Annotated in this window: 12 protein-coding genes; 10 read left to right on the forward strand and 2 right to left on the reverse strand. The window is 56.6% G+C overall.

The window, feature by feature from the left end:
* Nucleotides 1–44 precede the first annotated feature (44 nt).
* Complete coding sequence (pal, locus tag K0A93_01865) at nt 45–626, reverse strand: peptidoglycan-associated lipoprotein Pal (GenBank protein MBW6510850.1); 582 nt, start codon at nt 624–626, stop codon at nt 45–47.
* Nucleotides 627–1,124: 498 nt separating this feature from the next.
* Between pal and K0A93_01870 the strand changes: the two genes are divergently transcribed.
* On the forward strand, nt 1,125–1,442 hold the full coding sequence (locus K0A93_01870) for a multidrug efflux SMR transporter (GenBank protein ID MBW6510851.1): 318 nt from the start codon (nt 1,125–1,127) through the stop codon (nt 1,440–1,442).
* A 40-nt stretch (nt 1,443–1,482) separates the two neighbouring features.
* Nucleotides 1,483–1,599: a DMT family protein gene (locus tag K0A93_01875; protein ID MBW6510852.1), complete on the forward strand. Its 117-nt coding sequence runs from the start codon at nt 1,483–1,485 to the stop codon at nt 1,597–1,599.
* Here K0A93_01875 and K0A93_01880 read toward each other — a convergent pair.
* The gene (locus K0A93_01880; GenBank protein MBW6510853.1) at nt 1,587–2,057 is read right to left on the reverse strand and encodes a hypothetical protein; all 471 of its coding nucleotides are present in this window, start codon (nt 2,055–2,057) and stop codon (nt 1,587–1,589) included. The genes K0A93_01875 and K0A93_01880 overlap by 13 nt on opposite strands.
* A 190-nt stretch (nt 2,058–2,247) precedes the next feature.
* Here K0A93_01880 and K0A93_01885 point away from each other — a divergent pair, with 190 nt between their 5' ends.
* The 8 genes from K0A93_01885 to K0A93_01920 all read left to right on the forward strand — a co-directional run bounded on the left by K0A93_01885 (nt 2,248) and on the right by K0A93_01920 (nt 12,839).
* Nucleotides 2,248–4,929: a 2-oxoglutarate dehydrogenase E1 component gene (locus K0A93_01885; GenBank protein MBW6510854.1), complete on the forward strand. Its 2,682-nt coding sequence runs from the start codon at nt 2,248–2,250 to the stop codon at nt 4,927–4,929.
* 241 nt (nt 4,930–5,170) lie between these two features.
* Nucleotides 5,171–6,349, forward strand: a complete 1,179-nt coding sequence (odhB, locus tag K0A93_01890) for a 2-oxoglutarate dehydrogenase complex dihydrolipoyllysine-residue succinyltransferase (GenBank protein MBW6510855.1) — start codon at nt 5,171–5,173, stop codon at nt 6,347–6,349.
* A gap of 47 nt (nt 6,350–6,396) precedes the next feature.
* A complete protein-coding gene (gene lpdA, locus K0A93_01895; protein MBW6510856.1) occupies nt 6,397–7,815 on the forward strand; it encodes a dihydrolipoyl dehydrogenase in 1,419 nt (472 codons plus the stop codon).
* Nucleotides 7,808–8,563 (forward strand): HAD family hydrolase, encoded by a 756-nt coding sequence (locus K0A93_01900; protein MBW6510857.1) that lies wholly within the window; start codon nt 7,808–7,810, stop codon nt 8,561–8,563. Before lpdA ends, K0A93_01900 begins: the two co-directional genes overlap by 8 nt.
* A 123-nt stretch (nt 8,564–8,686) precedes the next feature.
* A complete protein-coding gene (locus K0A93_01905) occupies nt 8,687–8,956 on the forward strand; it encodes a hypothetical protein (protein ID MBW6510858.1) in 270 nt (89 codons plus the stop codon).
* The gene (locus K0A93_01910; GenBank protein ID MBW6510859.1) at nt 8,957–9,958 is read left to right on the forward strand and encodes an RluA family pseudouridine synthase; all 1,002 of its coding nucleotides are present in this window, start codon (nt 8,957–8,959) and stop codon (nt 9,956–9,958) included.
* 2 nt (nt 9,959–9,960) lie between these two features.
* Nucleotides 9,961–10,755 carry a peptidoglycan editing factor PgeF gene (gene pgeF / locus K0A93_01915; protein ID MBW6510860.1) on the forward strand — a complete coding sequence of 265 codons (795 nt, stop codon included), beginning with the start codon at nt 9,961–9,963 and terminating at the stop codon, nt 10,753–10,755.
* Nucleotides 10,756–10,847: 92 nt separating this feature from the next.
* Nucleotides 10,848–12,839 carry a TonB-dependent receptor gene (locus K0A93_01920; GenBank protein ID MBW6510861.1) on the forward strand — a complete coding sequence of 664 codons (1,992 nt, stop codon included), beginning with the start codon at nt 10,848–10,850 and terminating at the stop codon, nt 12,837–12,839.
* Nucleotide 12,840 lies beyond the last annotated feature (1 nt).

Genomic DNA, 12,840 nt, shown 5'->3' on the forward strand with positions numbered 1-12,840 from the left:
AAATAACTGAGGCCGCGTAAGCGGCCTCAGGGGGGGTCTCATTGTTAGCGACTGATGAATTCCGCCCGCCGGTTCTTGGCCCAGGCCGCCTCATTGCTGTTCGGATCAAGCGGTCGTTCCTCGCCGTAGGAAATCATCGTCAGGCGCGAGGTGTCAACCCCAAGAGATTGCAGATAGCGTTTGGCAGCGATTGCGCGCCGCTCGCCGAGAGCCAGATTGTACTCATCGGAACCGCGCTCATCACAGTGACCTTCGATGCGAATTCGTGCATTCGGGTTGGCCTTCAGATACGCCGCGTTACCGGCCAGGGTCATCCGGGCTTCTTCCGACAGTTCGTAACGGTCAAAATCAAAGTGAATCCGCTTCAGACTGCTGATCTGGGCGCCCTCAGCACCAGCCGAGGCACTTGCTCCACTGTCAGTCATCGCACTGCTTTCAGTCATTGACCCGCGCGCAGTACTGGAATCACCCACCGCCTGCTCCGTAAAGCCGGTGGATCCGGCAACGCCACCTTGCGCCCCGCTACTCGCGGCTGAGGAACCGGTGCTGGCGGCACTTTCAGACGTCGCTGCTTGCGTGCTGTCGGCCTTTGCAGCCGTCTCTTCGCCACCGTTTGTCGCCTGCATGGCGCACCCCGAGGCCAACGCTACACAAGCGGCCAATACCAATAAACGAATCACTGATTTTTTCAATTGCATCTCTCCGCTCCTTTCGAACAAAAAATAACTAATCGGTTAATGACTCTCATTTATACTCCGCAAAATAGTGTTTAATTATACAGAATAGGCGAAGGATTACAACCCACATTACCGCATTACCGTATTACCAAGGAAAATATGTGGAGAGAACCCCGGTCACGGCATATTATGGAACTGAACACCACCGGGAATGAGACCCTGACCATCAAAACCAACCGGCCACCACTAATGTCTAAGAGCGCAACGATAAAAATTTCATTGTCGTTAGCTGTTATTCCCGCTATTCTTGCCCGGATCACACCAGTTTCCACGATAAAATCCCATATAATTACTGGATCTGCAAAAAAAATTGCACAACCGGATGCTTGAGAGGATCGTGCCATCAGGCGGCGTCCCGGCGGTTAGTGCCCAGTTACGGAGATCACTATGGCATGGGTTTACCTGATTTTTGCTGGCCTCTCCGAGATCGGTTGGCCGGTCGGCCTGAAGATGGCACAAACACCCGAAACCCGGTGGTCGGGGATTGGGGTCGCGGTTGTGTTCATGGCAGTCAGTGGATTTCTTCTTTGGCTGGCTCAGCGACAAATTCCCATCGGTACGGCCTATGCCGTCTGGACAGGCATCGGCGCTGCTGGAACTTTTTTTGTCGGGGTTCTCTGTTATGGCGATCCAGCCTCAATGACCAGATATATAGGTGTGGCACTTATCGTGGCTGGGGTTGCCACGCTCAACGTGGCACATTGATCCATGTCAAGCGTTGTGTCTCGGCAAGGATAGGCATGCGATGCCATTCGTCGGCCTCAAAATTCCCGTGGTGTTGCAGACCGTTGCGTTACTGACGTTGTCGAATGTATTTATGACGTTCGCCTGGTACGCACCGGAGTTTTTTCAGGAAGGCTGAGTGCTGCGGAAATCTTTAATAAATTCGGTCAGCTGCGCGACATGTTCCTGGTCATGTTTGCCCAGTGCGGTAAGCATGTTCGTTAATGATTTGTGCTGACTGGCGACAGCGTTGGCCGCATGAACGGCCATAAAGTGTGATTCCAGCTGCTCGGCCAGGTCGAGCATTTTATTGGCGGTCAACATTTCTTGCTCAACTCGGGTCAGGGCCGCGCGGACTTGACCATGCAGCGCCGCAACCCGCCGATCTTCTTCCCCCTCCTTATCAAGGCAAATTTCGTTGGTTGGCAACCGCAGCACAAAGCAAATGTGGCGCTCATGGCCGGTTTCATCAAGCGCCATCTGTGCCCAGAGGGCTTTCATCTTTGGCGTCGATGCGGACGATTGCTCAAAGTTGCGATAAAGCTGACCGATCATGCTTTCGATCTCTGCGCAGAGTTGTAACGATTTTTTCAGCATTGGCCCTCTCTCTTTTTGAGACAGGGGGAAGGATAGCAGGAACTGTCGCGGTGGCGAACGACAATTTCATCTGTCGACTTTTGCCGGTAACAAACGAAATAAGGCTCGACCTTTGTCGCTTTGCATCGCTTCTTTGCCCTGATATACTTCTACTTCGATAAAGAAACCGCATTGTTTTGCAGGGGGAGTCATGAATTTTTGGATGCACCTCAGTCCTGAATATCTGGAGAAGGAATATCGTCGCTGGCAGGCTGATCCTGATTCGGTGGCTGCCGATCGGCAGCTTTTTTTCAGCGGGTTCGATCTGGCGCTGGAGACAAAAACGCCGCTTGCTGCAGAACCGGCGCTGAAGGAATCAGCGGTTCAGTCGCTGCTCTATCGGTATCGTGATCTGGGTCATTTGCAGGCCGCCATCAATCCGCTCGACCCTGCCCCCGCGACGCATCCCCGGCTCGCCCTGGAGTCCTTCGGCCTTGATGAAAACGATCTCGATCGAGTCTTTCATTCGGTGCGTTTCGAAAAAGAAAGCGCCACCCTGCGTGAAATCCTTGCCATCCTTGGCGACACCTATTGCCGCAGCGTCGGAGTGGAGTTCATGCATATCCAGAATCCGGTCGAGCGCGACTGGTTGAAGGAGCGGATGGAACCGTGTCGCAATCGGCCGCAGCTAAGTCGCGAGACAAAGCTCGCGGTGCTCGGAAAGATTCAGGAAGCGGCCCTTTTTGAGCGATTTCTGCAGCGCAAATTTGTCGGCCAGAAGCGCTTTTCCCTCGAAGGTGGCGAGACGTTGATTCCGCTCCTTGATGCCCTGGTCGAACACGCTGCCCGCAGTGGCGTTCGCGACCTGGTGATGGGGATGTCGCACCGCGGGCGGCTGAATGTGCTGGCCAACATTTTACGCAAACCGCTGGAGAATATTTTTGCCGAATTCGCCGACAACCTCGAACTCGGTTTTATCGGTGACGGTGACGTCAAATACCACAAAGGGTTTTCAACCGACCGCAAGCTCCCCTCCGGGGCGACGATTCATCTGACTGTCGCTCCCAATCCGAGCCATCTTGAAGCGGTCGATCCGGTGGTGATCGGCAAATCTCGCGCGCGTCACAATCTGCATGGTCCGGGGGGGAAACAAAAGGTGCTCCCGGTATTGATTCACGGAGATGCGGCTTTTGCCGGGCAGGGGCTGGTTGCCGAGACCCTCAACCTGTCGCAGATTGATGGTTATCAGGTCGGCGGTACGCTGCATGTTATTGTTAATAATCAAATCGGCTTTACCGCCACGGCGAAAGATGCCCGCTCGACCCCCTATGCCACCGATGTTGCCAAGATGCTCCAGGCACCGATCTTTCATATCCACGGCGAAGATCCCGAGGCGGCGGTTTTCGTCGCCGAACTGGCCTTTGATTATCGACAGCGTTTTGCCAAAGACGCTGTGGTTGAGATCTGCTGCTACCGTCGGCATGGGCATAATGAAGGGGATGAGCCATCTTTTACTCAACCGCTGATGTATGCCAGGATCAAGGATCGCCCGCCGATCGATAAGGTTTACGCCGAGCAGCTGGTGGCGGAGGGGGTTCCCCCTGCGGCGATCGACGCGTTGGCGCAGGAGGTCACCGCCAGGCTGGAGACGGCGCTGGAAGCTGCGCCGCAACCGGCCGAAGTGGGTTATCAAGAGAAGTGGGCGAGGGTGCAGCGGGATTATTCGCCGCAGCAACCGGTCACCGCAGTTGCGGCGAAAACCCTTCAGCAGCTGGGGAAGAAACTGGCGCACGTTCCGTCCGGGTTCGCGCTGCATCCGAAAGTGGAAAAGTTGTTGCACGGACGCCTGGCGGCACTGGAGTCAGGCGCGGCAATCGACTGGGGAAACGCCGAGGCCCTGGCTTTTGCCAGCCTGCTGGCGGAGGGAGTGCCAGTGCGGGTTTCAGGGCAGGATTCACGGCGCGGGACGTTTAATCACCGTCACGCCATGCTGGTCGATCAGCGCAATGGCGCGCTGTTCACGCCTTATGCGGCACTGGGAAGAGGACAGGCAGCGGCACAGTTTTACAACAGTATGCTCTCCGAGGCGGCAGTCCTTGGTTTTGAATACGGATATTCGCTGGAGACCCCCGAAGGGCTGACGATCTGGGAGGCGCAGTTCGGCGATTTTGCCAACGGTGCCCAGGTGATCATCGACCAGTTTATTGCCGGCGGGATTTCCAAGTGGGATCGCGCCAGCGGGATTACCCTGTTCCTGCCGCATGGCTATGAGGGGCAGGGGGCGGAGCATTCCAGCGCCCGAATCGAACGCTATCTGCAACTGTGTGCCGAAGAGAATCTGCTGGTCACTTACCCGAGTTCCCCGGCCCAGTTTTTTCATCTGCTGCGGCGACAGGTCAAGCTGCCCTACCGGCGTCCGCTGGTCGTCTTTACCCCGAAAAGTCTGCTGCGCAATCCGCTTTGTCGTTCAAGTGTGCGAGAACTGAGTAGTGGCACGTTTCAGCCAGTGCTTCCTGCAACCAGCGACCCGCAGGCAACGCGGCGGGTGCTGGTGTGCTGTGGGAAAATTTACTACGAACTGCTGGCCCGGCTCAATGAGGAACAGCGTGACGATGTCGCCCTGATCCGTGTTGAGCAACTCTATCCGCTGCATACCGAGCTGCTCAGCGCTGCGCTGGAACCGTATCGCGCTTTAGATCGACCACTGTTCTGGGTGCAGGAAGAGCCTGAAAATATGGGGGCATGGCGTCACTTGCGTCCGCAGCTGGCAGCGCTGGCAGCCGGTGAGGTCGGCTATTTTGGACGTGAGGCTGCGGCGGTTCCGGCGGTCGGTTTGCATCGTCTGCACCTGGAGGAACAGCAACACATCATCGACGCGGCGTTGACCCTTTAACGTAACTGTTCAGATCTTCTGTGGGAGCGGCTTTAGCCGCGAATCATCGCGCCTGAAGGTGGCTCCTACAGCGTCATTCCGGCATGATTTTAGCCGGAATCCAGATTTTTCAGGGTTGAAAGTCTGGATCCCCGACAGGATCCTTCGGGGATGACGACCCTTGGACGGGTAGGTGGATAGTTACCCTTTAACCAACTTTAACCCATTTTTACAAGCCCTACTAATCAATATGGAGTCTTTTATGGATGTCAAAATACCGGCAGTCGGCGAGTCGATCCTCGAGGGGCTGATTGCCAAGTGGCATAAAAAAACGGGTGATACGGTGCAAAAAGACGAATTGATCTGCGAATTTGAAACCGACAAAGTCACCGTTGAAATCCGTGCCGATGCGGCGGGGACGATTGCGCTGCAGGCGGCAGAAGGTGAAACGCTGCCGATCGGTGCGACCATTGCCACGATCGATGCAAGCGCGGCTGTCCAGGACACCGCGCCGACTGTGACCAGAACCGCGAAAAGTTCTGGCGCGGCGCCGATCAATCCCGGTGCGCGACAACTGGCGGAAGAACGTGGCATCGATCCGGCAACACTGCACGGGAGCGGTCGCGATGGTCGGGTGATCGTCGCTGATGTGTTGACGGCGAGCGCCACCGTGGCGGACCAGGAGACGACTACGGTAACTCCCGCAAGGGAATCCCCACCGACTGAGTGGCACGATGCAGCAGAGCGGACCACCCGCAAACCGATGTCCCCGCTGCGCAAAAAAATTGCCGAGCGGTTGCTTCAGGCGCGGCAGCAGACGGCGATGCTGACCACCTTCAACGAAGCGGATATGAGTCATATCATCAGGCTGCGCCGTGAACATCAGGAACATTTCATGGCCCGGCACCAGGTCAAGCTGGGGTTCATGTCGTTCTTTGTCAAGGCGACGGTGGCTGCACTCAAGGAATTCCCTGAGGTCAACGCACAGATCGACGGCGACGATATTGTTTATCATCACGCGCAGCACATTGGCATTGCGGTCGGCGGCAAGAAGGGGTTGGTGGTGCCGGTATTGCGCGACGCTGACCAGCTGAGTTTCGCGGCGATCGAACGTCAGATTGCGGAGTTCGGGGAAAAAGTCAGCACTAACAAGATTGCCCTGGCGGAGCTGGAGGGCGGCACTTTCACCATCAGCAACGGCGGGGTTTACGGCTCTTTATTGAGCACGCCGATCCTCAATGTTCCGCAAAGCGGGGTGCTCGGCATGCACGCGATTCAGGAGCGCCCGGTGGCCCGCGATGGCGAAATTGTTATTTGTCCGATGATGTATCTGGCGTTGAGTTATGATCATCGTCTTGTCGATGGTCGTCAGGCGGTCGGTTGTCTCAAACGCATCAAGGATCTGGTTGAGGCTCCGGAAGAGTTGATTCTCGAACTGTGAAGGGGGGAACATCCATGCCCTTACAAAAAATAATTACGGAGCAAGAAATGGCGGAGGATATTTTTGATCTGGTGGTGATCGGCGGTGGCCCTGGCGGTTATGTCGCGGCAATCCGTGCGGCGCAACTGGGGGAGCGGGTGGTGGTGGTTGAACAACGCGCAACTCTGGGGGGGGTCTGTCTCAACGAAGGGTGCATTCCGAGTAAAGCGTTGCTTGATTCGAGTGAATATTTTTCCCTGGCGCGGGATGAATTTGCCGGGCATGGGATCGACATTGAAGCGCCGCGACTCAATCTGGCGCGGATGCAGGAGCGCAAGGCCGAAGTGGTCACCAAACTGACCGGCGGCATCGCTCTGCTGTTTAAAAAACATAAGATCAAACATATTCAGGCACGTGGTATCCTTGGGGACACGGGGGAGGGAGGGCGACATGTTCGGTTGGTGGATGCCGCTGACGGCCTTCCGGCAGAGCTGGTCGGGCGGAAGGTTTTGCTGGCTACCGGGGGGCAGCCGCAGGGGTTGTCCGAACTGCCCTTTGACGGACAGCGGATTGTTGATTCGACCGCCGCGCTGGCGTTTACCCAGGTTCCCGAACATTTGGTGGTGATCGGCGGCGGCTTTATCGGTCTGGAACTCGGGTCGGTTTGGCGCCGCCTCGGAGCCAAAGTTACGGTGGTCGAGATGCTGCCCCATATCCTGCCGCAGATTGATCGTAAAATTGCCGCTACGCTGCAACGCGCGTTGCACAAGCAAGGGTTTAAATTTCATTTGCAGAGCAAGGTCACCGCCTGGAAAGAAGACGGGGAAAGGATCAAAGCGACGGTCACCGGGCCGAAAGGGGCGGATGAACTTGTTTGCGACAAGCTGCTGGTGGCGATCGGGCGTAAACCGGTAACGGCCGGGCTGGGGCTCGAAGAGGCTGGCGTTGCGCTGACCGCTGCCGGGCGGGTTCAGGTGGATGTCGATTATCGAACCAGTGCCGCCGGAGTTTATGCCCTTGGTGATCTGATCGACGGTCCGCCGCTGGCGCACAAGGCGATGGAGGAAGGGGTTGCCTTTGTCGAACGGCAACATGGACGCCAGACCAGGGTCGATCTTGAGCTGATTCCCGGCGTGGTCTATACCATGCCGGAAGTCGCGACGATCGGCAAGACCGAGGAACAACTGCAAGGTGCCGGGACCGACTATGCGGTTGGCAAGTTCACCTTTCTCGCCAGCGGACGTGCCCACTGTCTGGCCGCAACCGAGGGGCTGGTCAAGGTGCTCGCCGCACCCGTGGATGGCCGGATCCTTGGCGTGCATATTGTCGGGGCACGGGCCTCAGAACTGATCGCCGAGGCAACCGCAGTGATGAGTTTTTCCGGCAGCGTGCGCGATATTGCGGCAACGGTTCACGCACATCCGACGCTGGCCGAGGCATTTAAAGAGGCGGCGCTGGCGGTCGAGAAGGCGGCAATACATGGTTGACGGGTGCGTCGACCGCTTCGATCCGGCACGGGTACGCGCCGTTCTCTTTGATCTTGACGGAACCCTGCTGGATGTCGATATGTCGCGCTTTATTCCTGTTTATCTTGAGCGACTGGCTGGACATTTTTCCGATCTGGTCGCCCCCGAGCGCTTTGCGCGGACGATGCGCAGACTGATCTCGGCACTTCTTGAGGCAGACGACGGGCGCTTGAATGCGCTGGTGGTTGCGGAGGTGCTGGAACGACGACTGGGGATCGATCCGCTGGTCGGCGCGGTTCGATTCAGAAACTTTTATGCACAAAGCCTTGCCGGATTACAATCGTTGGTGACGCCTTTGCCACAAGCGCAGGCGCTTTTGCTCACTTGTCTTGAACGGGGGATGCAGGTGGTCATCGCGACCAACCCGGTCTTTCCGCGCGAGGTGGTTGCGGCCCGGCTGGAGTGGGCCGGGATCGGCGCATTGCCTTACGCATTGGTTACGTCACTGGAAAACAGCCATTATTGTAAACCGCACCCTGGTTATTTCCGCCAGGTACTGACGAAACTCGGCTTGTCTGCCGCTGAAGTGGTGATGGTTGGCAACGATACGGAACATGATCTGGCGGCCCGCAAAGTGGGCATCCCGACCTTCCTGGTCGACCCCTGGTTAATTGAGCGGAACGGTCCCCATTACAGCTGTGATTGGCGTGGTGATCACACACAACTGGGAATTTTTCTGGAAACCCTTGGAACGCCTGGTAAAAATTGACAATCTGGCAAATTTCCGTTACTCTGCCCGAGTTCGTTGCTGGGAAATCCCCTGTGCGGCAACCGTTCCTGGCTCGCCGCAGTGTGTGGCGGTTAGATGGGCGCGGTAACTATTGGAGGTAGCATGGCCAAACTGGTTGACAATCCTAAGCTTGCATTCCGCCTGGCGCGGGCGATTATCTCCGATATCGCGCTTTACAACCAGGAAAAGGTCAAGGACGGGATAAAAAACGACAACATCTTCGATGCGCTCGCCGAAGAGCTGCAAGAGGGCCGGGAGCATTTTCATGGCCGGGTTGACCCCGCGCTCACCGAGCGGGATCAGCTCTTTGATCGGGCAATTGTTGATGTCATGATCAAGCAGGCAGGCAAGATCGAAAGCCCCATCTGGTAAATGGCTGACCACAGGGCACTGGTCTTTCCTCCCGGACAGCCCCCCGAACGGATTGACCGGTTTTTGGCCAGGACGTTGCCGGAGCTGTCACGTTCGCAATTGAAAAAGCTGATCGACGATGGCCAGGTCATTATTGACGGCAGTACCATTAAAGCGGGAACGAAGCTGAAGGGTGGTGAAACCCTGTCGGTGACACTCCCGGAGCCGGTCCCGACGCAGACCCTTCCCCAGGCAATTCCCCTTACCATCCTCTACGAAGATCCGGTTCTGATTGTCATCGACAAACCGGCCGGGCTGGTTGTTCATCCCGCCGCCGGGCATGGCGATGGCACGCTGGTGAATGCATTGTTGCATCATTGCGACGATCTGTCCGGAGTCGGAGGGGAGTTACGTCCAGGGATTGTGCATCGGTTGGACAAGGACACCTCCGGGGTGCTGGTCGCAGCGAAAAATGATGCGGCGCATCAGTCCCTGGCGCAGCAATTCAGTGAACATCGTGTTAACCGCCGCTATCAGGCGTTGATTCACGGGATATTACCGACCCCGCGCGGCACGATTGATCAGCCGATTGGTCGCCACCCAACGCAACGCAAAAAGATGAGTGGCAAGGGGCGCGGGGGGCGTCGGGCAGTCACTCACTGGAAAGTTTTACGCAGCTACGAGGATGACCGTTTGAGCCTGGTGGAATTGCGCCTCGAAACCGGGCGGACCCATCAGATCCGGGTCCATCTTGCTGAGTACAACCATCCCCTGGTAGGGGATCAGACCTATGGCAGAGATCCGCGCAAGTGCGTCAAGGATGAGCATTTGTGTGCGTTGATCCGTGCTTTGGGGCGTCAGGCGCTGCACGCCCGGCTGCTCGGCTTTAGTCATCCGCTAACCGGTGAATATTGCGAATTCACAAGTCCTCTGCCGACCGATATGGCCCGCTTGGTGGATTATCTCGATGAAAAATACGGTACTGCGGAGCCCGTTTCGCCATGCCCGGACGAGAAGGAATGATAATGAAATTTGCACACGAGGGTAAAATTGGTTATCTGCAACCGACCTGGGCGGAACATTGCGGCGTTCGCGCCGGGTTTACCGGGAGGAATGGTGGCGTCAGTCGGGCACCGTTCAACTCGCTGAATCTGGGGTACAATACCGACGATCTGGCGGTCAATGTCGAGGGGAATCGTTCGACCCTGACCCGCGCCTTCGGGTTGCGCCCGCACCAGTTACTGACAGTTAATCAGGTCCATGGCAGCGATGTCCTGCTGGTCAATGAACCGAACCCCGACCTGTCATACTTTCTGAGTGTCGCATGCGATGCTGTGGTTACCGATCAACCGAAAATCATGGTCGGTATTCTGACCGCCGACTGCTACCCGGTGCTGCTGGTCGATTCGCAACGCAAGGTTGCGGGCGTCGTTCATGTTGGCTGGCGTGGCGCGGCGTACAGCCTGATCGAGAAAACCGTTCAGGTCATGCATGCCGAATATGGCTGTCGACCGGAACAGTTACTGGCGGCGGTCGGTCCCGGTATCGGCGCGCATGCCTACCAGGTCGATCGTCCGGTGCGCGATGCTTTCCGCCATGGAGCGGGGCGCTGGGACGAAATTTCCGTTGAGGTCGCGTTGGGGAAATGGCACCTCGACCTGCGCCGTTGTTGCGAACTGCAACTCAATGCAGCGGGACTGTTGGCGCACAAGATCGAGATCGCCAGGGAGTGTACCTGTTGTCACCGCGAGACGTTGTTCTCCCATCGGCGGGATAAAGGGCAGACCGGTCGCCAGCTTGGGTTTGTATTGATCGATTGATTTATTAATTTCGGGGGGCGTGAGGGACTGCACCGAGGTCCTCATCACCGGTCAGGATGAATTTTTTTGCGGAATCTGGAAAGTGATTGTTTATGACCGTTGTCTTACCAAGGGAAAGCCATTTCGCTCTGCTGCTTTTTGGCGTTGTCCTGAGCATCGTTTCACTTGGCGGGGGCGTGGCACGTGCCGCTGAACACGACCGCTTGGTACCGGAAAGCGAGATTTCCGCACTCGCTCTGCAGCAATTGATGTCGCTGGAGGTCACGTCAGCGTCCAAAAAAGAGCGCAAGCTGGCGGAGGTTTCGGCGGCCGTTTTTGTCATCACTCGCGAGGATATTCGCCGTTCCGGGGTAACCAGTATTCCCGAGGCGCTGCGCATGGCGCCGGGGCTGCTGGTTTCCCGTGTTGACAGCAATAAATGGGCGATCAGTTCACGCAGCTTCAACAGCCTTTATGCAAACAAGTTACTGGTCCTGATCGATGGACGCAGTGTTTTTAATACCCTTTATTCCGCCGTGTTGTGGACCAGTCAGGATACGTTGCTGGAAGATGTCGACCGGATTGAAGTTATTCGCGGGCCGGCGGCGGCACTGTGGGGCTCCCATGCGGTAAACGGGGTGATCAACATTGTTACCCGCAGCGCCCAACTCACTCCGGGGGTGCTGATGTCAGCGGGGGCGGGGAGCGAAGAACGTGGTTTTGTCAATTGGCGCATCGGGGAAAATTCCTCTGCTGATCGGGCCTGGCGGATCTTCGGCAAGCATTTTTTACGCGATAATTATCGGACCGTGGCGGACAGTGACAGCCATGACGAATGGTCCATGCAGCGTACCGGGTTTCGCTATGATCAGCGGATTGATGATCAGTCGGTTACGCTGCAAGGTGATTTGTTCAAAGGCCGGGCCGGGATCGTTGGTGAGAGTACGCCCCCGGCAATCGTCACCGATAATACTCTGATCGCCGGGGGGAATCTGCTGCTGCACTGGCAGCGCAAAGATCTTGCCGGACATGCCACCAAGTTAAGACTCTATTACGACTACGAAAGTCGGAAAGATTTTTTGCTGGAGGAATCCCGCGGCGTTTATGATCTTGATTTTCAGCATGACTTTTCTCTGGGAGCCAATACCATTCTGTGGGGGGGGGGATATCGGAGCACCAGCAGCCATGCGCATGGCTCGCCAAAATATTCCTTGAGTTCGGTAGACCGACGCGAAAACGTTTATAACGTTTTTGCCCAACATGAGTTGTCATTGCTGGATCGCCGGTTTTTGGCGACTCTCGGCGTGAAGCTGGAACATAATCCCTATACCCATTGGGAGGCACAGCCGAATCTGCGTCTGCTGATGGTACCGAACGAGCGTCATTCGTTATGGGGCGCTGTTTCCCGTGTGGCCCGAACCCCCGGTCGCCTCGAACGTGAGAGCCGACTCGCCGTGAATGGCCTGGGGATTCTTTACGGCAACCCGGACTTTGACGCGGAGCAAGTGACTGCTTACGAACTGGGATACCGCAGCTCCCCGACCGAGGATTTCAGTTTCGATACCGCGCTTTTTTACAATAAATACAGTCACCTGCGCAGCTTTGAAGTCGTCGGGGGAACTGCGCCGACATTGGTCGGAAGCATTGAAAATAACGTCAGCGGGGAAACCTGCGGGGCCGAACTGGCGGTTAACTGGAGACTGTCCGCTCGTTTGAAAACTTTTTTTTCCGCCACCTATATTCACGTTGATTTCAAACATCGTGACCCCAATGCCAGTGCTCTGGTGCGCAGTTTTGCACAAGACGAAGAAGAAAAAACTCCCTCGTATCATGCCTATCTGCGCATCGACTATGACCCGACGGAACACACCGAGACCGGTTTAACCCTGCGTTATGCCAGCCATATGGGCCGCGACGATATTCCGGCATATTTGGATCTGGATTTACGTTTGGCGTGGAAGTTACAGCGCAACCTGACGCTTGAACTGGTCGGCCAGAATCTGCTTGATGCGCGGCGTCAGGAGTTTCCGCGAGAGACACTCTTCAGTGTTTACCCTGCGGAGGTTGAACGGGGTGGGTATCTCAAGCTGACCTGCCTCTGGTAAT

Source organism: Desulfuromonadaceae bacterium, assembly GCA_019429445.1.
Taxonomy (GTDB): domain Bacteria; phylum Desulfobacterota; class Desulfuromonadia; order Desulfuromonadales; family JAHYIW01; genus JAHYIW01.